Origin of the sequence: Eikenella sp. Marseille-P7795 (genome assembly GCF_916618725.1) — a bacterium.
Taxonomy (GTDB): domain Bacteria; phylum Pseudomonadota; class Gammaproteobacteria; order Burkholderiales; family Neisseriaceae; genus Eikenella; species Eikenella longinqua.
In genome coordinates this window covers 400,120-418,386 of the sequence record NZ_CAKAJZ010000002.1, presented here as the reverse complement: position 1 = coordinate 418,386, position 18,267 = coordinate 400,120, and the positions used below count along the sequence as shown (strand labels likewise).

General features: G+C 53.2%; 18 protein-coding genes and 1 pseudogene. 3 read left to right on the top strand and 16 right to left on the bottom strand.

Going from position 1 to position 18,267, the window contains the following annotated elements; translation table 11 throughout:
* Nucleotides 1-167: 167 nt before the first annotated feature.
* The 4 genes from LG371_RS05590 to argG all read right to left on the bottom strand — a co-directional run bounded on the left by LG371_RS05590 (nt 168) and on the right by argG (nt 5,003).
* Nucleotides 168-1,157: an NAD(P)-dependent oxidoreductase gene (locus tag LG371_RS05590; protein ID WP_067590171.1), complete on the bottom strand. Its 990-nt coding sequence runs from the start codon at nt 1,155-1,157 to the stop codon at nt 168-170.
* Between the two features lie 143 nt (nt 1,158-1,300).
* Nucleotides 1,301-2,134, bottom strand: coding sequence for an alpha/beta hydrolase (locus tag LG371_RS05585; RefSeq protein ID WP_067590168.1), 834 nt, complete (start codon nt 2,132-2,134; stop codon nt 1,301-1,303).
* A gap of 89 nt (nt 2,135-2,223) precedes the next feature.
* A complete protein-coding gene (gene hflX / locus LG371_RS05580; protein ID WP_225748054.1) occupies nt 2,224-3,408 on the bottom strand; it encodes a GTPase HflX in 1,185 nt (394 codons plus the stop codon).
* A 248-nt stretch (nt 3,409-3,656) separates the two neighbouring features.
* Entirely contained in the window at nt 3,657-5,003 is a 1,347-nt protein-coding gene (argG, locus tag LG371_RS05575; RefSeq protein ID WP_067590165.1) for an argininosuccinate synthase, read from the bottom strand.
* Nucleotides 5,004-5,398: 395 nt separating this feature from the next.
* Between argG and LG371_RS05565 the strand changes: the two genes are divergently transcribed.
* The 3 genes from LG371_RS05565 (at nt 5,399) to LG371_RS05555 (ending at nt 7,995) form a co-directional block, all read left to right on the top strand.
* Nucleotides 5,399-5,959 carry a hypothetical protein gene (locus tag LG371_RS05565; protein WP_225747962.1) on the top strand — a complete coding sequence of 187 codons (561 nt, stop codon included), beginning with the start codon at nt 5,399-5,401 and terminating at the stop codon, nt 5,957-5,959.
* A 224-nt stretch (nt 5,960-6,183) separates the two neighbouring features.
* Nucleotides 6,184-6,909: a phosphatidylserine decarboxylase gene (locus LG371_RS05560; protein WP_067590156.1), complete on the top strand. Its 726-nt coding sequence runs from the start codon at nt 6,184-6,186 to the stop codon at nt 6,907-6,909.
* 195 nt (nt 6,910-7,104) lie between these two features.
* On the top strand, nt 7,105-7,995 hold the full coding sequence (locus LG371_RS05555) for a prephenate dehydrogenase/arogenate dehydrogenase family protein (RefSeq protein ID WP_225747961.1): 891 nt from the start codon (nt 7,105-7,107) through the stop codon (nt 7,993-7,995).
* Between the two features lie 128 nt (nt 7,996-8,123).
* Here the strand turns inward: LG371_RS05555 and rfbD are convergent, their stop codons facing one another.
* From rfbD to LG371_RS05495, 12 genes and pseudogenes are all read right to left on the bottom strand, one after another.
* On the bottom strand, nt 8,124-8,996 hold the full coding sequence (gene rfbD / locus LG371_RS05550) for a dTDP-4-dehydrorhamnose reductase (protein WP_225747960.1): 873 nt from the start codon (nt 8,994-8,996) through the stop codon (nt 8,124-8,126).
* 26 nt (nt 8,997-9,022) lie between these two features.
* The gene (gene rfbC / locus LG371_RS05545; protein WP_067590150.1) at nt 9,023-9,565 is read right to left on the bottom strand and encodes a dTDP-4-dehydrorhamnose 3,5-epimerase; all 543 of its coding nucleotides are present in this window, start codon (nt 9,563-9,565) and stop codon (nt 9,023-9,025) included.
* Nucleotides 9,566-9,640: 75 nt separating this feature from the next.
* Complete coding sequence (locus LG371_RS05540) at nt 9,641-10,081, bottom strand: hypothetical protein (protein ID WP_067590147.1); 441 nt, start codon at nt 10,079-10,081, stop codon at nt 9,641-9,643.
* A gap of 17 nt (nt 10,082-10,098) precedes the next feature.
* Nucleotides 10,099-10,965, bottom strand: a complete 867-nt coding sequence (gene rfbA / locus LG371_RS05535; RefSeq protein WP_067590144.1) for a glucose-1-phosphate thymidylyltransferase RfbA — start codon at nt 10,963-10,965, stop codon at nt 10,099-10,101.
* Nucleotides 10,966-11,089: 124 nt separating this feature from the next.
* A complete protein-coding gene (locus LG371_RS05530; RefSeq protein ID WP_067590141.1) occupies nt 11,090-11,467 on the bottom strand; it encodes a hypothetical protein in 378 nt (125 codons plus the stop codon).
* A gap of 14 nt (nt 11,468-11,481) precedes the next feature.
* Complete coding sequence (rffG, locus tag LG371_RS05525) at nt 11,482-12,546, bottom strand: dTDP-glucose 4,6-dehydratase (RefSeq protein ID WP_225747959.1); 1,065 nt, start codon at nt 12,544-12,546, stop codon at nt 11,482-11,484.
* A gap of 33 nt (nt 12,547-12,579) precedes the next feature.
* On the bottom strand, nt 12,580-13,407 hold the full coding sequence (locus LG371_RS05520) for a hypothetical protein (protein WP_225747958.1): 828 nt from the start codon (nt 13,405-13,407) through the stop codon (nt 12,580-12,582).
* Between the two features lie 37 nt (nt 13,408-13,444).
* Entirely contained in the window at nt 13,445-14,320 is an 876-nt protein-coding gene (locus LG371_RS05515; RefSeq protein ID WP_225747957.1) for a glycosyltransferase family 2 protein, read from the bottom strand.
* 37 nt (nt 14,321-14,357) lie between these two features.
* Nucleotides 14,358-15,000 (bottom strand): annotated as a pseudogene (locus LG371_RS05510) (IS1595 family transposase).
* 314 nt (nt 15,001-15,314) lie between these two features.
* Nucleotides 15,315-16,160 (bottom strand): hypothetical protein, encoded by an 846-nt coding sequence (locus LG371_RS05505; RefSeq protein ID WP_225747956.1) that lies wholly within the window; start codon nt 16,158-16,160, stop codon nt 15,315-15,317.
* Nucleotides 16,161-16,172: 12 nt separating this feature from the next.
* Nucleotides 16,173-17,231 (bottom strand): hypothetical protein, encoded by a 1,059-nt coding sequence (locus LG371_RS05500; RefSeq protein WP_067590136.1) that lies wholly within the window; start codon nt 17,229-17,231, stop codon nt 16,173-16,175.
* Entirely contained in the window at nt 17,228-18,259 is a 1,032-nt protein-coding gene (locus LG371_RS05495; protein ID WP_225747955.1) for a hypothetical protein, read from the bottom strand. The genes LG371_RS05500 and LG371_RS05495 overlap by 4 nt, the downstream gene beginning before the upstream one ends.
* Nucleotides 18,260-18,267 lie beyond the last annotated feature (8 nt).

Below are 18,267 nucleotides of genomic sequence, written 5' to 3'. Positions count from 1 at the left end.
GCGACGAAGCCGCAGACAGTACAGATAGTACGGCAAGGCGAGGCAACGCGGTACTGGTTTTTGTTAATCCACTATAGAACGTAAACTTCAGCGAAGCCAATTTTAAAAGGCTACCTGAAAACATATTTTTGGTTTTCAGGTAGCCTTTTGCTTGCCTATTTGGGCAGCTAAAGCCGTTCGCGCCAATAAAGGGCGGTGGCGGCCATGGCTTGCTGCATATTGTGGGTCGGGGTGTAGCCGAGCAGAGTTTGGGCGGCGCGGTTGTCCAATGTCATGTCGTAGTGCAGCGCGGCGATGCTATAGCGGGTGAACAGGGGCTCGCGGCGGCTGAGGGCGCTCCAGCCTTCGAGCGCGGCGGCGGCAGCGGCGAGCAGGGGGTAGGGCGGGGTGCGGATGGGAAAATCGAGTTTCAGGTAGCCTTTGAGCAGGGTGTCGACCACTTGGCGCAGGGTGAGCGGCTCTTGGTTGGTGATGTTGAACGCGCTGCCGCTGGGGATACCGGGGCGTTCGGTGGCGAGCCGCATGGCGTGGGCAACGTTGGGGGCGTAGGTGAAATCCATCAGGGCGGCGCCGCCGCGCGGCAGGGGCAGGAAGCCGCGCTGGCGGATAACGTGCAGCAGGCGGGGCAGCAGCACTTGGTCGTGGCGGCCGAAGATGGCGCGCGGGCGCAGCATGACGAAGCGGGTGTGCGGAAACTTTTCGGCGGCGGCGAGGATGCGTTGTTCGGCCAGGGCTTTGGTGGCGGCGTAGTGGTTGACGTAGCGTGCGGGGCGGAAGCTTTCGGGCACGTTGCGGCGGTGGCGGAAGTCGAAATAGAGGGAGGGGGTGGAGATGTGCACAAACACGGGCACTTGCGCTTGGCCGGCGGCTTGGGCGAGCTGCTCGGTGGCGAGCACGTTGGCGGCGTGAAAGTCGGCATAACGGCCCCACGGGGCGGAGAGGGCGGCACAGTGCCACACGGCGCGGATGCCGTGCAGCAGCCGGGGCGGCAGGGGGCGGGTGAGGTCGGCGGCAAGGGTGCGGCAGCCTTGGGCGGCGAGCTCGGCGAGGGCGGCGGAATTGCGGCCGAGGGCGAGCACGGGGCTGCCGGTTTGCAGGGCGAGTTCGGCGGCGTTGCGGCCGAGGCCGCCGGTGGCGCCGGTGATGAGGATGGTCATGGGCGTTGGGTTTGGAAAAGGGTTGGCGGGGATAAAAGGCTACCTGAAAAATGAGCTCTGCGAGTTTCTGCGAAGCTATGGCGGCAGCTTTGGCGTGGCTAAAAATGGGGAGGGCAAGGGCCGGAGTTCGGGTTTGCAGCTGCCTATTCTGCCGGGCTGCTTCGGCTGTGGCGGGCAAAGAAATCGAGCAGGGTTTGCTCGTAGCCGCCCAGGCCTTGCAGGCCGAGGTGGGTGCCGCTGGGGATGAGCACGAGCTGTTTGGGCGGCCGCGCCAAGTCGAACAGGGTTTGGGAATGCCGGGCGGGAATCACTTGGTCGGCGGTGCCGTGAATCAGCAGCAGGGGGATCGGGCTGAGGGCGGCGATGTGGCGGCTGGCGCTGTGTATGTTGCTCAGGAGCAGGCCGGCGCCGGGGAGTTTGTCGTGGGCGATGGCGGCATAGGAGGAAAAGGTGGATTCGATGGCGATGGCGCGCACGCCTGCTCGGTTGCCGGCGCCCACGGCGGCGATGGCGTTGGTGCCGCCCAGGCTTTGGCCGAACACGAGCAGGCGCTCGGCATCCACGTCGGGGCGGGTGCGGATGTAGTCGAGTGCGGCGTTGCTGTCTTCAAACAGGCCTTGGCGGCCGGGCTTGCCTGCGGATTGGCCGTAGCCGCGGTAGTCGAACAGGAAAACGTTGTAGCCTTGTGCAGGCAGCCATTTCACGGCCTGCCAATGGGCGGAGAGGTTTTGGGCGTTGCCGTGGAAGTGGACGATGGTGGCGGCCTGCTTGGGGCTGGCCACGCCTTGTGCGGGCACAAACCAGCCGTGCAGGCGGGTGCCGTCGGCGCTGTGGAAATAAACGTTTTGGTAGGGCAGGCCGGATTGTGCGGGCGAGCCGTAGTCGGCATGGTCGGGATAGTAGAACGCTTGGTTGGCGCAGGAGGCGAGGCCGAACAGGGCGGCGAGGATGAGGGCGGGAATCAGGAGGCGTTTCATGGCGGGTTGGGTGTGGTATGGAAGGCTACCTGAAAGCTTACGTTTTAGCTTCGCAGAAACTCAGCCTTGGCTTCGCCAAGACATCGTTTTCAGGTAGCCTTTTTGCCGCCTGCGGCTTTGCCGTGCGCATCGGCCCATTCAATCAAGGCTTGGCGCAGGTCTTCCAGGCCGAGGCTTTGGGTAACGGAGAGGCGCACGGCGGCAATGCGGCCGGTTTTGCTGCGTAGGATGCCGGGGGCTTGCTGCTCGGGCGGGAGCAGGTCGATTTTGTTGTAGAGCACGAGCTGGGGCACGTCGGCGGCGCCGATTTCGGCCAGCACGCGGTTTACGTCTTCCATGCGTTGCTCGCAGTCGGGCTGGGAGGCGTCGGCCACATGCAGCAACACGTCGGCTTGGGCGGTTTCTTCCAGCGTGGCGGAAAAGGCGGCCACCAGGCGGTGCGGCAGGTCGCGCACGAAGCCCACGGTGTCGGTGAGGATGATGCTGTGTTCGTTATCCAGATACAGGCGGCGGGCGGTGGTGTCGAGCGTGGCGAAGAGCTGGTCTTTGGCCAGCACGTCGGCTTTGGTGAGGCGGTTGAAGAGGCTGGATTTGCCGGGGTTGGTGTAGCCCACCAGGGCGAAGGTGGGCAGGCTGCCCTGCTGGCGGGCTTTGCGGCGGGTGGCGCGCCCTCGCCGTACGTCGGCGAGGCGTTTTTTCAGCGTGGTGATTTTTTGGGCGATGAGGCGGCGGTCGGTTTCGAGCTGGGTTTCGCCCGGGCCTTTGAGGCCGATGCCGCCTTTTTGGCTTTGCAGGTGGCCGTAGCCGCGCACGAGGCGGCCGGAGAGGTGGGTGAGCTGGGCGAGCTCCACTTGCAGGCGGCCTTCCTGGCTTTGCGCGCGCTGGGCGAAGATGGCGAGGATGAGCCCCACGCGGTCGAGCACGCGGCATTGCAGCTTGGCTTCGAGGTTGCGCTCCTGCGTGGGCGTGAGCTCGTGGTTGAACACGGCCAATTCGATATTGTGCGCCTGCACTTCGGCGGCGAGCTCTTCGGCCTTGCCGCTGCCCACAAACAGCGCGCCGGTGGGGCGCTCGCGGCGGGCGGTGGAGATGTGCACCAATTCGCCGCCGCCGGCACGCACCAGCTCGGCGGCTTCGTCGAGCACGTTTTGGAAGGCGCGGGCGCGCTGCTCGTTGCTGCCGGAAAAGCTGTCGGCCAGCATTACGCCCACCAGCAACACGCGCTCGGGGCGGCTGAGGGATTTGTCGGGCTGGAAGGGCGGGCGGCGGGGCATGTCGGCGGGCAGATTAATAAGTTGGGATGCGGCATTATAGCGCATGGGCGGGCTGAGGCTACCTGAAAAATGGTAGCTAGGATGAAGCTGAAACGTGGCTCCGCTTATTGCTGCAAAGGAAAGCACTCTGCGCGGTGTGGCTCAAGCTGTGCGGAATAAAGGCTACCTGAAAAGCGCTCCGCGAGTTTCTGCGAAGCTAAAACCGCAAATGGTTTTTCAGGTAGCCTTTTATTGACTCTGGCTCAGGCTTACTTGCCGCTGCCGAGTTTCGGCAACACGGCGCCTTCGCCCAGGGAGAGCAGGCCGCTGTCGGCGTAGATGCCGAGTTTGGCGCGGGTGTCGGTGATGTCGAGGTTGCGCATGGTGAGCTGGCCGATGCGGTCGAGCGGGGTGAAGGCGGCGTTTTCCACTTTTTCCATGCTTAGGCGTTCGGGCTGGTAGGTGAGGTTGGGCGATTCGGTGTTCAGAATCGAATAGTCGTTGCCGCGCCGCAGCTCCAGCGTAACTTCGCCGGTGATGGCTTTGGCCACCCAGCGCTGGGCGGTTTCGCGTAGCATCAGGGCTTGGCTGTCGAACCAGCGGCCTTGGTAGAGCAGGCGGCCGAGACGCAGGCCGTTGATGCGGTATTGTTCGATGGTGTCTTCGTTGTGGATGCCGGTAACCAGGCGTTCGTAGGCGATGTGCAGCAGCGCCATGCCGGGGGCTTCGTAGATGCCGCGCGATTTGGCTTCGATGATGCGGTTTTCGATTTGGTCGCTCATGCCCAAGCCGTGGCGGCCGCCGATGCGGTTGGCTTCGAGGAAGAGCTCCACCGCGTTGGCGAAGGTTTGGCCGTTGAGCGCTACGGGCACGCCTTCTTCAAAGCGCACAGACACGGTTTCGGGCTTCACTTCCACATTTTCGTCCCAAAACGCCACGCCCATGATGGGCTGCACGATTTTCACGCTGCTGTTGAGGAATTCCAAATCTTTGGCTTCGTGGGTGGCGCCGAGCATATTGGAATCGGTGGAATAGGCTTTTTCTACCGACATTTTGTAGTTGAAGCCGTTAGCGATGAGGAATTGGCTCATTTCGTGGCGGCCGCCGAGTTCGTCGATAAATTGCTGGTCGAGCCAGGGCTTGTAGATTTTGAGCGCGGGGTTGGTGAGCAGGCCGTAGCGGTAGAAGCGTTCGATGTCGTTGCCTTTGTAGGTGCTGCCGTCGCCCCAGATGTGCACGTCGTCTTGCTTCATGGCGGAAACGAGCATGGTGCCGGTTACGGCGCGGCCGAGTGGGGTGGTGTTGAAATAGGGCATGCCGCCGGTGGATACGTGGAACGCACCGCATTGGATGGCGGCGATGCCTTCGTGGGCGAGCTGGGCGCGGCAGTCCACCAGGCGGGCTTCGATGGCGCCGTATTCTTTGGCTTTGCGCGGGATGGTTTCGTAGTCGGTTTCGTCGGGCTGGCCGAGGTTGGCGGTGTAGGCGTAGGGCAGCGCGCCTTTGAGTTTCATCCACAGGAGGGCGGCGGAGGTGTCGAGCCCGCCGGAGAAGGCGATGCCGACTTTTTGGCCGACGGGGAGGGTTTGCAGGATGGTGGCGTTATTCTGGCTCATGATGCTCCTTTGTTTGGCAAGATGGTTGAAGGCTGGGATTGTGTGCCAGAAGGCGGGGGCTTGTCTACAGTGGATTAACTTTAAACCAGGACTGCGTTGTCTCGCCTTGCCGTACTGCCTGTACTGTCTGCGGCTTCGTCGCCTTGTCCTGATTGAAATTTAATCCACTCTAGTTTTGGCGCGGGGCTACCTGAAAATGTTTCGGCGCCATGAAAGGCAAAGGGGTGGCGCATTGTGGCTTTGCGGGAATTCGTTTTGCTTATTTTTCAGGTAGCCTGCTTTGTGCGTGGGGCTACCTGAAAACGGGCTGGGCGGGTTTGCCGGGTTGAGCCCTTCGGCTATGCCGCCGAACCTTTTTCAGGTAGCCTTCGGCTTTTTGCAAACGGAGGCCGGCGATGGCTGGGGAGAAACTGCCGCTGTGGCGTATGGCGGGGTGGTATGTGCTGTATTCGGGGGCGGGCTGCGGGCTGATGTATGGGGCGCTGGCCATTTTGTGGCGTTCGGGCTGGCAGGCGCCGCAGGAAATGCTGCTGGATTTGCTGGGTGTGGGCGGCTTGGGGGTGATGCTGGCTTCGCTGGTGCACGGTTTGTGGCTGCTGGCGCTGCCGGCGGCGCTCACGGGCGTGGCGGCGGCTGCGCTGCGGCTGTCCAATAATCTGCGCGGGCGGCTGCTGTCGGCGCTAGTGTGGACGGGGCTGGCGGCGGGGCTGTGTGCCTTGCTGCGGCAGGTGGGGCTGGATGTGCCGTTGTTGTTTAACCGCTTGGTGGCCGAAACGTTGGCGGCGGTGCTGCCGTGGCCGGGCGAGAAGTTGGCGCAGCTGATGGCGGTGCCAACGTGGTATGGGCTGCTGGCGGTGGCTGCGGCGGGCGGCTGGTTTTCGGCTCTGTTGGCGCTGCCGTATGCGCGGGAGGAAACGTGGGGCGATTATACGGGCGAGCGGGGGGAGGATTGGTGAGGCGGCTTGGGGCTACCTGAAAACCGGAAAGGGTTTTTCAGGTAGCCTTTTGGTTATGCTTGCGGCGGGCTTTTGGGTTTCAGGTAGCCTGTGTGGCGGCGGAAGGGTATGGCGGGCTGAAACGGCAGCGATTGTTTTTCAGGTAGCCTCGATGGCCGTTGCGGGCGTTGGCTGCCTTTTCTTGTATAATCTGCCGTGTTTCTATTTTCTTTAAGGATGATGCCGTGAACCGTTTTTACCCCCATCCGCTGATTGCGCGGGAAGGCTGGCCGTTTATTTTGGGCGGGCTGCTGCTGAGTGTGCTGGTGAGCTGCTGCTGCGGCTGGTGGTCGCTGCCGTTTTGGCTGTTTACTGTGTTTGCGGTGCAGTTTTTCCGCGATCCGGCGCGGGATATTCCGGCGGATGCGGATGCGGTGCTCTGCCCGGCAGATGGTCGGATTGTGGTGGTGGAGCGCGCGGAAGACCCGTTCCGCCAAGTGCCGGCTTTGAAAATCAGCGTGTTTATGAATGTGTTCAACGTGCATTCGCAGCGCGCGCCGATTGACGGCATGATTACGCAGGTGGATTATTTTCCCGGCCAGTTTGTGAACGCGGCGCTGGATAAGGCAAGCACGGAAAACGAACGCAATGCGGTGTTGGCCACCACGAAGAGCGGCCGCGAGGTTACGTTTGTGCAGGTGGCGGGCTTGGTGGCGCGGCGCATTTTGTGTTATGTGCGGCCGGGCGAGCAGGTAACGCGCGGCCAGCGCTACGGCTTTATCCGCTTCGGCTCGCGGGTGGATGTGTATCTGCCCACGGATGCGGTGCCGCTGGTGGCCATCGGCGAGCAGGTGCGCGCCAGTGAAACGATTTTGGCGCGGCTGCCGCTGGAAGCAGATGGCGAACAGCAGGTAATTGAAGAGGCAGCAGCTTTGGTGCAGGCGGCGGCGGAAGAGGTGTTGCCGGGCTGAGCCTGTGCCGTAAAAGATGATAGAGGCTACCTGAAAACCGGAAAGGGGTTTCAGGTAGCCTTTTTTATGTTTGCGGCGGGCTTTTTTTGGTTTTAGCTTCGCAGAAACTTGCTTCGCTCGTTTTAACTTCGTTGAAGCTCACGCTTTCAGGTAGCCTGTTGTGCGGCTAGAATGTGTGCACGGATAGAATTTTGTATGAAGGAGCAAACGATGGCGATGATGCGGCGGATGGTGGTGGCGGGGGTGGGCCTGATTGGTGGCTCGCTGGCTTTGGATGTGAAACGGCTCGGGTTGGCGGACTGCGTGGCGGGGGTGGACGCGGATGCGGCCAACCTGCGCGAGGCGCTGCGGCTGGGCGTGGTGGACGAGGGCTTTGCCTCGCTGCGCCAGGCGGTGGGCGCGGATACGGATTGCGTGCTGCTGGCGGTGCCGGTGGGTGCGGTGGGTCGGGTGTCGGCGGAGCTGGCGCCGCTGTTGCCGGAGGGCTGCGCGGTGAGCGATGTGGGCAGCACCAAGCAGTCGGTGCTGGCGGCTTGGCGGGAGAATTTGCCAGAGGCGTGGCCGCGCTGTGTGGCGGCGCACCCGGTTGCCGGCTCGGCGCGTTCGGGCGCGGCGGCGGCACAGGCGGGGCTGTTTGCGGGCAAACGGCTGATTCTCTGCCCGCACGAGGCGCAGGATGCGGTGGCGCTGGCGCGGGTGGAGGCGCTGTGGCGGGCGGTGGGCGCGCAGGTGGGGCGCATGGATGCGGTGGCGCACGATGCGGCGTTTGCGGCAGTGTCGCACCTGCCGCAGCTCTTGGCTTATGCCTATATGCGGCAGATTGCGCTCGCGGCGGAGGCGGAGGAATGGCTGCGGCTGGCGGGTAGCGGTTTCCGCGATTTTTCGCGCTTGGCGGGCAGCGAGCCGACGATGTGGGCGGATATTGCGCTGGCCAATCGGGAAAACCTGTTGGCTCTGCTGGCAGGGCAGGAGCGGCAGCTGGCGCAGTTGCGCGAATGTTTGGCGCGGGAAGACGGGGCGGGCTTGCGGGAAATGTTTGCCGAGGCGAGCGCGGCGCGGCGGGAATGGGAAAGCGGGAAGGATTAGGGCGTTTCAGGTAGCCTTTTGGGGGCTACCTGAAATTTTTTCGGATGGTTGGGATGGTGTTTTTGCTGCGCTGGAGTTTGCGCTTTTTCAGGTAGCCTGCCGTGGGGCTACCTGAAAAATTTTGTGGCTTAGAGATAGTCGGCCAAATTGCCCAAGGCGCTTTGCCAGTCGCTGGGGGGGATGCCGAAGGCGCTGTGGATTTTGCTGCAATCGAGGCGGGAATCGGCGGGGCGGCAGGCGGGGGTGGGATAGTCGGCGGTGGTGATGGCGTTCAGTTGCGGGGCGCGGGGCAGGATGCCTTGCTCGGCGGCGCGGCGGAAGATTTCGGCGGCGAATCCGTGCCAGGTGGTGTGGGGGCTACCTGAAAAGTGGTAGAGGCCGTAGGGGCAGTGGGCGCTTTGGGTGCGCTCGGCGAGGTGCAGCAGGGCGGCGGCGATGTGGCCGGCGTAGGTGGGGGCGCCGGCTTGGTCGGCCACGATGCTGAGGCTGTCGCGTTCGCGGCCGAGGCGGAGCATGGTTTTGACGAAGTTGCCGCCGTGTTCGCCAAACACCCAGGCGGTGCGCAAAATGATGTGGCGGGGGCAGGCGGCTTGGACGGATTGTTCGCCGGCGAGCTTGCTTTGGCCGTATATGGTTTGGGGGTTGGGGGCGTCGGTTTCGCGGTAGGGGCGACTGGTGTGGCCGTCGAAGACGTAGTCGGTGGAGATGTGCAGCAGGGCGGCTCCGCTGTGTTGGGCGGCGTGAGCGAGGTTGGCGGGGCCGGCGGCATTGGCGGCGTGGGCGGCGGCGGGCTCGCTTTCGGCTTTGTCTACGGCGGTGTAGGCGGCGGCGTTGATGATGACGGCGGGCTGCTCGCGCTCAACGGCCTGCCATACGGCGGCGGGGTCGGCGATGTCGAGCTGGCTGCGGTCGTAGGCGGCTACCTGAAAATGCCGGGCGGCGGCTTGCTGCACGAGGGCTTGGCCGACTTGGCCTTGGTGGCCGGTGATGAGGAGTTTCATGGGGCTACCTGAAAAGTGGGTTTGGTTTAATCGAACAATACGGCTTGGCTCAGGGGTTGGCCGGCAAGGTCTTTGGGCGAGAGCTTGGGCTCGCCTTGCAATGGCCATTGGATGCCGACGGTGGGGTCGTTCCAGAGCAGGGAGTGTTCGGCCTGGGGGTTGTAGTAGTCGGTGCATTTATACACGAATTCGGCTTCGGGGCTGAGCACGTAGAAGCCGTGGGCAAAGCCTTCTGGCACCCAGAGCTGGTGTTTGTTGGCGGCGGAGAGGATGGCGCCGGCCCATTGGCCGAAGGTGGGGGAGCGGCGGCGCAGATCGACGGCCACGTCGAACACTTCGCCGGCAATCACGCGCACGAGTTTGCCTTGGGTGTTTGCGGTTTGGTAGTGCAGGCCGCGCAAGACGCCGTGGCCGGATTTGGAGTGGTTTTCTTGCACGAAGGTGCGCGGGGCGATGTGTTGGCGGAACCAGTTGTCGCGGAAGGTTTCCATGAAGAAGCCGCGTTCGTCGCCGTGGATTTGGGGTTCGAGGAGTTTGACGTCGGGGAGGGCGGTGGGGAGGATGTTCATGATTTGGATGGGTTTAATTGTGGATAGGTTGGCGTTTGTATTTTCAGGTAGCCTGCGTGGGAGGCTACCTGAAAATCAGTTGGGCGTGCTGCTTTGCCGGCGGGCGTTTTCGAGCTCTTGCAGCAGCTGCATGTAGCGGGGATACAGCGGCGCGATGCGGGCGCGGCGGGTGGGGGTGCAGAAGCTTTGCAGGCGTTCTGGACTGCGCATGATGGCTTCGTAGTGTTTGCTTAGGTTGGAGAGATCTTGGCGCTGTTCGGGGCTGAGGGTGCAGCGTTGGAATGCCTCGTTGCCGGATTTGCTGTTGAGCTCGCCCACGGCATACCAGCCGATTAGGGCGCGCTGGCGGGTTTGCTCGGTGTCGGCTTTTTCGCAGTGGCGGGCATCGACATACATTTCCAGGCTGTCGGTGAGGGCTTGTTTGCACTCGGCCGGCGTCATGGGGTGGACGAAGGATATGTCGGCGCGGCCAAGCGGTACGATGAGCAGGAGGGCGAGGAGGAGGGTGGATTTCATAATGGGAACGCCAAGGATTATTTTGCCAGCAGGCGCAGCAGGTATTGGCCGTATTGGTTTTTGGCCATGGGCCGGGCCAAAGCGGCCAGTTGCTCGTTGGAGAGCCAGCCGTTGCGCCAGGCGATTTCTTCGAGGCAGGCTACCTGAAGGGCTTGCACGTTTTGGATGGTGCGCACGAAGGCGGCGGCTTCGTGCAGACTTTCGTGCGTGCCGGTGTCGAGCCAGGCGAAGCCGCGGCCGAGCAGCTGCACGGAGAGGCTGCCGTCTTCGAGATAGAGCTGGTTGAGGTCGGAAATTTCGAGCTCGCCGCGTGGGGAGGGTTTGATTTGTTTGGCGAATTCGGCCACGCGCTGGTCGTAGAAATAGAGGCCGGTTACCGCCCAATTGGATTTGGGTTTGGCGGGCTTTTCTTCGATGGAGAGGGCGTTGAATTGGCTGTCGAACTCGACAACGCCGAAGCGCTCCGGGTCTTTCACTTGGTAGCCGAACACGGTGGCGCCGTGGGTTTTGGCGGCGGCTTGCTGCAGGGTTTGGGTGAAGGATTGGCCGTAGAAGATGTTGTCGCCGAGCACGAGGCAGACGTTGCTATTGCCGATGAATTCTTCGCCGATGATGAAGGCTTGGGCTAGGCCGTCGGGGCTGGGCTGCTCGGCGTATTGCAGGCGAATGCCGAAGTCGGCGCCGTTGCCGAGCAGGCGGCGGAAGGCGGCGTTGTCTTCGGGGGTGGTGATGATGAGGATGTCGCGGATGCCGGCGAGCATGAGCACGGACAGGGGGTAGTAGATCATCGGTTTGTCGTACACGGGCATGAGTTGTTTGGATACGCCGCGTGTGATGGGGTAGAGCCGTGTGCCGGAACCGCCGGCGAGGATAATGCCTTTCATGCTTTTGTTTCCCTTTGGTAGCAGGCTACCTGAAAAATTTTCGCTTCGCAGAAACTCGCAAAGTTTGTTTTCACTGCGTTGAAGCTTACGCTTTCAGGTAGCCTGTGTTGGTTGGCTGGCGTGCTTATTCGGTGCCCAGCAGTTTGCCGTTGTAGCGGCCGAAGAATTCGCTGATTTCAAAGAACATTTCTTTGCGTTCGCCGTTTGGGCCGGCCACGCTGATGCGGTCGTAAATGCCGTGTTGCCCTTGGATCAGGGCTTGGCCGACTTTGCGGTAGCCGGGCATGTTTTGCGCAATCCAGCGGTTTTCGGCGGCAATGCCGCGCGGGGTATCGTTTTCGTGGATCACGATGGCGCGCTCTTGGCTGCTGCCGTCGGCGCGCTGTTGCTGGTGGTGTGCGGCGGCAGTGGCGCGATGGGGCTGCGGCTTGGCTTGGGCCATGCCGGTGGCGGCGAGGCCGAGGGCGATAAAGCCGAGCAGGGCGGTGTGGCGGATGTTCATTCGCTTCTCCGAAATCAGGGTTTGAGGCCGAGGCGCTCGAGGCGATAGCTGCCGTCGAGGATGTGTTGCCACCAGGCGCGGTTGTCGAGATACCATTGTACGGTTTTGCGCATGCCGGATTCAAAGGTTTCCTGCGGCTGCCAGCCGAGCTCGCGGCCGATTTTGGCGGCGTCGATGGCGTAGCGCAAATCGTGGCCGGGGCGGTCGGGCACGAAGGTGATGAGGTCGGCATAATGTGCCACGCCGGCGGGCTTCTGCGGCACGAGTTCTTCAAGCAGGGCGCAGATGGTTTGCACTACTTCGAGGTTGGTTTTTTCGTTGTGGCCGCCGATGTTGTAGCTTTCGCCGATTTGGCCTTGGGTGATGACTTGGTATAGCGCGCGGGCGTGGTCTTCCACGAAGAGCCAATCGCGGATTTGCTGGCCGTTGCCATACACGGGCAGGGGTTTGCCGGATAGCGCGTTTAAAATCATCAGGGGGATGAGTTTTTCGGGGAAGTGGTAGGGGCCGTAGTTGTTGGAGCAGTTGGTGATGAGGGCGGGCAGGCCGTAGGTGCGCTGCCAGGCGCGCACGAGATGGTCGCTGGAGGCTTTGCTGGCGGAATAGGGGCTGGAAGGGGCGTAGGGCGTGGTTTCGGTGAATAGATCATCCGTGCCGTGCAAATCGCCATACACTTCGTCGGTGGAGATATGGTGGAAGCGGAAGGCGGTGCGGCGGTTTTCAGGTAGCCCTTGCCAATAGGCGCGGGCGGCTTCGAGCAGATGAAAAGTGCCGACGATATTGGTTTGGATAAATTCGCCGGCGGAATCGATGGAGCGATCGACATGGCTTTCTGCCGCCAAATGCATCACGGCATCGGGCTGGTGTTGGGCAAACACGCGATCGAGCTCGGCGCGATTGCAAATATCCACTTGCTCAAAGGCATAGCGGGGGCTACCTGAAACTTCTGCCAAGGATTCGAGGTTGCCCGCATAAGTGAGCTTGTCGAGATTGACAACGGAGTCTTGGGTATTGCGGATGATGTGGCGGGCAACTGCCGAGCCGATAAAGCCGGCGCCGCCGGTGAGGAGGAGTTTCATAACCGAATTTTTAAGCAAGAATAAAATTAATCATCAACGATAATTATGGGTACAAGGCCTAATTTTAGAATCGAGCAGTATTCTTTCATGATATTTTAAGCAAAGGGGGTGGAAAATATCACCTAAAATATTAGTCCAAGGAATAGGGTAACCATAATTATCACCTAAAATGTTTCCAGGGTGTCTCATCAGTTGCTCTGTATAATTATCCATCCTATGGTGTAGTTCCGTATACCATTCTTGAGTAAAAGGAGTTTGCTTCTTAAAAATATAAGCACTATTTCCTGCTATTCGGCTGAAGCGCAATTTCATATCATTACCTAAAATTCCACCAACTGGGGCAAGATCTTCTTTTTTTGCTTCAGGGTAACCCAAAAAATAGGCATTAGAGTTTTCTAGCCGATAAAAACAGTTTTCCCAGCTATGTTTGGTAGCTTTTACATCGCTGTATCCGCCCCCATAATGGTGCATAAAGTAGCAACGTAAATAGTCTGATTTATGTACTAGTGATAAATAAGGGAAGGCAGGATGTAGCGGGTATGCAGGCAAAATAAAGTCACTCAAATTTTGCGGTGTAATTAAGGCAATTTCTATACCTGAATTTTTTTTCAATAATTGAAAGTGCTGGTTTCGGGCAGGAGACATTGGGTTATCCCCTGTCCAAAAAGAATAGATGACCCTTGGTATGGATTCAAATCTAATAGTTGTCAATTCTCGTTTTGGAAAATTTGACAGGAAGGAGTCAGTATATTTTCCTTGTTCATAGGTATAAGGATTTATAGTAGTTGAGATTTTGTTTCTTTGGTATTTTATCCATACTTTAAGATCAAGAATCATCTTATTTAATTCTGTTGGCTTCATGATTAATCTGGTTTCAACTTTGGTTGATAATCTATAATTATGCTATATCTTTTAGCTTATTTTGAATGATAGCATATCTCTTTGGTCTAAAAAATTTATAAAAATATTTAACAAAAATATTATTATGCTTCCTTTTTAATCTTTCATTATAAGCTTGTTCGTTCAATAAATCTGAATAGGCTCTCATAAAAAAAGAGTGCATAAATATTTTATTCTCTTTATAAAAATCATAGTGTTTATTGTATATTTTTAATATATTATCTGAATATTTATGCTGTGTTGCCATATTTGTTACTGATGATTCATCTTCACGCTGTCGGTAATAGAATAAAGGTTTAGATATTTTTTTTACTTTCCCACCATTTTTAATGAGTGAAATAAATAGCTCCCAATCTTCAAAAAGGGTCATTTTTTCATCAAACCCACCAATATCATCATAATGTGACTTCCGGATCAACGCCGTTATATAAATATAATTAGTCAATAGAAATGAAGATAACGAGAAATCTGGTAATTTCCAAGGTTTATTTTTGCTACCAAATAGCACAGCATCTGTATAAACGATAGACAAACTTAAATCTTTCTCTGCCTCTTGAACACACTCAGATAAATAAGTAGGTGAAATTATATCATCTGAATCTAGGCAAACCAAATATTTTCCTCTGGCATGTTTTATTGCATTAATTCTTGCCTTAACACAGTAAGTATTTTCTTGAGTCAGAACAGTTAATTTATCATTTTTTAAAGCATAGGTTTTTAAAATTTCCAGTGTATTATCGGTAGAACCATCATCGATTGCAATAATTTCAAAATTTTGAAATTCCTGTGCTTCTAGACTATTGAGAGTTTCAGGTAGATAGTCCGCAGTATTATAGCAAGGAATAATAATCGAGATTAAGGGATAGTGAGCCATTATTAACTCTATAATAAATTATTGGAGCTGTCCTAGGTTAGCCATAAATTCCACACCATCTTCGCAGGGATTCAAGTGCTGGGACGGTGTGCCGAAGTTAAACCAAAATTCGCATTCCTTCAAGAATATCGGGAAAGATTTGCGGTCAATTTTGTTGTATTTGCGTAAGACTCGCTTTGCCTGATTCCAAAAATTCTCAATGGCGTTGATGTGGTTCAGGCAGTTTGTAAATTCTCTGGCATGGTTGATATGGTAATAGATAAAACCACTCACCTCCAACTTGTCATAATGCTCTGGCTGCCTGTGCAAATAATGCTGTCAGACATGATTTTTTTGATGACAGGCAGTAATGTTTCAGACCTAGCATTATCTGCTACAGCGGTATAGATTTGTCCTTGTTGTTTCAGAATGCCGAATACCACGCCTTATCCGCCGCACCGCGCTCGCGCCTGCCTTTACGGTGTCCACCGAAATAGCTTTCGTCCGATTAAGCAGCACCATCAAAAACCTCATCGGCAGCTAGTGCCAAAATGATGGGTAATGACCATGCGGACTTTACGGTAGAAGTTGGGTTGTATACTTAAAATATTGGCAGTAGAACAGGTTGTAACTTCGAGCACAAAAAATTCAAGTAGTTTCTTTTGTATTCTCTTATTTAGTTTACAATTGCTTATCTGCATTTTCATGGCCTAGTATAGATTGCTAATCTACGTCAGCTCCTAAAATATTGAATATTTACATAGTATCTCATAAGTCAGGCAGGTTGATTTCTTGATATGGATGAATATTGAGTAAATACCTGATCCAGTTTGTAAAACTATATTTCTTCCTAATGAGATCTCCAATATCATAGTAGGGAGAATTCAAAAATGAATCTAATTCTTCGCTATTAATATTTTCCCCATCCCAAATAAAAATGTTATTAGGATGATAAAAGTCATAAGTTTTCACCCAATGATTAGTAGTAATTAATTTCTTTTGGTACCCTATTGCTTCAATAGTTCGGAAAGAAACTCCGGTATGAATGGGAGTGCAAAAATCGAGAAGGCACCAACTGTTTTTTTTCATTTTCAATATTTTCAGAAAAAGGGATTGCTTGTAGTGATGCTTTTACATTAGAAGGATACAACTTGTTATGCTTCTTAAAGGATCTATTATTAAGATGATATATAGTAATATCTGTATTTAAATTATTCTGTAATGCATATTTGGCAAATACGGAGATTGATTTAGCACGACTTAATTCATCTAAGTGTACTCCTCGGAAATAGAATGAATAGGGAATGTTAGATTTTCCTGTATTAAAGGTAATTCTATCAAAGTAGAAATTCGTAGCTGGATAGAGATTAGTTATGCTGTTCTTATAGGATTTATAGTCTTTAGGATCAAAAATGTATACTTTATGGAAAATGTCTAAACAGTCAAAAATTTTGGGAAATCTAGTTAAACCATCACTTTGGTAAGCAACCATTAAATTTTTAGTTTTTCTTTTTATTTCAAGTAGATGATTTTTGTGATATATCTGTCCCCCAAGGATTATTGAAAAATCAAAAGATTTATATTGGTCAAGCTTCTTACTGACTTGTTTATTTACGCTTTCAATATATAGATCTTTTTCTTTTTGAATTAGCTTCTGCTTAGCATTCTTTTGCCGAAAAATTATTCGTTTAAATAATACTAATAACCGAGTAGTTAGAGAGCGATATTTAAAAGGAGGTGGTTCATGATTATAGCTTATATCAACAACCTTGTAACCCATATCTATTAAATGGGTAATGATTAGTCTGTAGATATCATTTACCTGGTAGGAACCTAATAAAATTACAGGATTATTCTTCATAATAGTGTCTACTTATAATAAATCAAGATTTGGAAGAGTAATTGGTATGTTAGGGTAAATATCAAAAACAAAATATATCCAATTTTTAAAACTATATTTGTTTTTTAATTCATCAGAAAGTTTATGGTATGGAGTCTGCATAAACTGTTTAAGCTCATCAATATTCTTGCCATTCCATAGAAACATATTATTTGGATGATAAAAATCATAATTAAATATGGTTGGATTGGTGGTTATTATTTTTTTCTCATATCCGATTGCTTCAAAGATACGTAGCGATAAGCCATAATGCTTTTCATTAAGAAAATCTATTAATATACTAGATTTCTTTACCATTTTAAGATATTCTGGATAAGAAATAGATTCGGAGGCTGGGTAATACTTGGCTTCCTCAATTTTCAGCTCTTCCTGAGCTCGCTCGATATTACCATCTTGGGCACAGATATAAAACTCTATAGGAATATTATTCTTTTTTGCAACTTGATAAAATATTTGTATACTTTTAGTTCGTTGCTTTGCATGAGATCCGACAAATAGTAAACTGTTAGTAGACTCATTATTTTCTGGATAACAATCAATCCAGAAGCTGGTTATTGGAATAAGCTTTTCATGATAGCTTTGTTTTTTTCCAATGTCATATGGATCAAAAAATAAAAACTTATCAAAATAGCGAATTTTATAAAATTCATGCTCAAGAAAATCAAGCCTTTCCCAGTTATAATGCACCATTAAGCGACTTTTTCTCCGGAGGGTTTGAATAAACGAACTAGGAAAGCCTCCAGGCCAAAACATTAGACAATAATCAACTTGCCCATCGATGGCATTTAATTGTTTTATAAAATGGCTAGCGTATGATTTAAAAAGTTGTTCTTTTTTATACTCACGTTGCCGTAGAATATTTCTGAAGAAGATTTTTTTCGCATGCTGCCAGATATTCGAGTAAATAAATTTCCTATCTTCTCCATATATGATTTCAATAACCTCAAAACCATGGAAGCGTAAGTTATCGGCAATAGCTTGGTGTATACCAAAGATAGGGGGCATAGCGAGAATAACAGTTTTTTTATTCATAATGTGGGTAAGTTGGGTAAACTAATTGGTAGGTAGGGATTAATCTGCAATAGATATTGTATCCAATTCCCAAAGCTATATTTTTTAATAATTTCTGAAGAAATATTATAGTATGGGATGATTAAGAAATTTTTTATTCCATCAAGATTATTTTCATTTAGAATGTAGATATTATTAGGGTGATAGAAATCATATTTCTTTACTTCAGAATTGGTTGTAATTAATTTTTTACGATAGCCAATGGCTTCAAAAGTTCTCAAGGAAAGCCCTTTGTGAGAACTGATTACGAAGTCGGCCAGTACTCCGCAATTTTGTGCATTGATAATATTTTGCCTGTAAGAAATACCTTTATGAAATTGGATATTATCAACAGGGTATTCGTGTGGTGCTTCCGGGTGGTTGGGGCAGGAAATCTGGAAATTTAATTTCCATCCAGCCTGTTTGGCATACTGGCAGAATCGGATAATTTGTTCTTTTCTGTCTTCTCGATGTGCTCCAAGAAAATAAATATCATCGGATATGTTATCAGTTGAAGGGCTTGGAATATGGTCGAAATAGAAACTAGTGGCAGGATATAGCTTATTTGGGGAAAGAGATAAATCATCAGGATCGAAGACATAAAAGCGATCAAATAAATCAATTTGTTTGAGTGCAGCTGGAAAGCGGCTAACTGCATCCCATTGATAATTTATAAACAAACTGCTTTTTTGTTTGATTTCTTTTAGAAAGTTGTCTGGATAAACATCTGACCGGATAAACAAAGCATAATCAAAATAAGGATATTTACTTAGCTGTTCTTGGATTTCTTGCTGTTTGAGCTGAACCATCAGTTCTTTTTTTGCTTGTTTATTGCCTTGCAATTTTTTCCATTGTGTGGATAAGCGAGATATTAGGTTTGGATATTCAAACGTTAGCGAGTCAAGTGAGTAATCGATTACCTCAAAGCCATGATAAGCCAGTGCTTCCGCTACTATTTTGGCAATTCCGGCATCGTTAATCATGCCAAGCAGAATAACAGGTTTATCCATAATCAATT

Excerpts from the sequence above, each read along its gene's own strand:
- LG371_RS05590 (WP_067590171.1), bottom strand. The coding sequence starts at position 1,157 with ATGACCATCCTCATCACCGGCGCCACCGGCGGCCTCGGCCGCAACGCC.
- LG371_RS05585 (WP_067590168.1), bottom strand. The coding sequence starts at position 2,134 with ATGAAACGCCTCCTGATTCCCGCCCTCATCCTCGCCGCCCTGTTCGGC.
- hflX (WP_225748054.1), bottom strand. The coding sequence starts at position 3,408 with ATGCCCCGCCGCCCGCCCTTCCAGCCCGACAAATCCCTCAGCCGCCCC.
- argG (WP_067590165.1), bottom strand. The coding sequence starts at position 5,003 with ATGAGCCAGAATAACGCCACCATCCTGCAAACCCTCCCCGTCGGCCAA.
- LG371_RS05565 (WP_225747962.1), top strand. The coding sequence starts at position 5,399 with ATGGCTGGGGAGAAACTGCCGCTGTGGCGTATGGCGGGGTGGTATGTG.
- LG371_RS05555 (WP_225747961.1), top strand. The coding sequence starts at position 7,105 with ATGAAGGAGCAAACGATGGCGATGATGCGGCGGATGGTGGTGGCGGGG.
- rfbD (WP_225747960.1), bottom strand. The coding sequence starts at position 8,996 with ATGAAACTCCTCATCACCGGCCACCAAGGCCAAGTCGGCCAAGCCCTC.
- rfbC (WP_067590150.1), bottom strand. The coding sequence starts at position 9,565 with ATGAACATCCTCCCCACCGCCCTCCCCGACGTCAAACTCCTCGAACCC.
- LG371_RS05540 (WP_067590147.1), bottom strand. The coding sequence starts at position 10,081 with ATGAAATCCACCCTCCTCCTCGCCCTCCTGCTCATCGTACCGCTTGGC.
- rfbA (WP_067590144.1), bottom strand. The coding sequence starts at position 10,965 with ATGAAAGGCATTATCCTCGCCGGCGGTTCCGGCACACGGCTCTACCCC.
- LG371_RS05530 (WP_067590141.1), bottom strand. The coding sequence starts at position 11,467 with ATGAACATCCGCCACACCGCCCTGCTCGGCTTTATCGCCCTCGGCCTC.
- rffG (WP_225747959.1), bottom strand. The coding sequence starts at position 12,546 with ATGAAACTCCTCCTCACCGGCGGCGCCGGCTTTATCGGCTCGGCAGTT.
- LG371_RS05520 (WP_225747958.1), bottom strand. The coding sequence starts at position 13,407 with ATGAAGCCAACAGAATTAAATAAGATGATTCTTGATCTTAAAGTATGG.
- LG371_RS05515 (WP_225747957.1), bottom strand. The coding sequence starts at position 14,320 with ATGGCTCACTATCCCTTAATCTCGATTATTATTCCTTGCTATAATACT.
- LG371_RS05505 (WP_225747956.1), bottom strand. The coding sequence starts at position 16,160 with ATGAAGAATAATCCTGTAATTTTATTAGGTTCCTACCAGGTAAATGAT.
- LG371_RS05500 (WP_067590136.1), bottom strand. The coding sequence starts at position 17,231 with ATGAATAAAAAAACTGTTATTCTCGCTATGCCCCCTATCTTTGGTATA.
- LG371_RS05495 (WP_225747955.1), bottom strand. The coding sequence starts at position 18,259 with ATGGATAAACCTGTTATTCTGCTTGGCATGATTAACGATGCCGGAATT.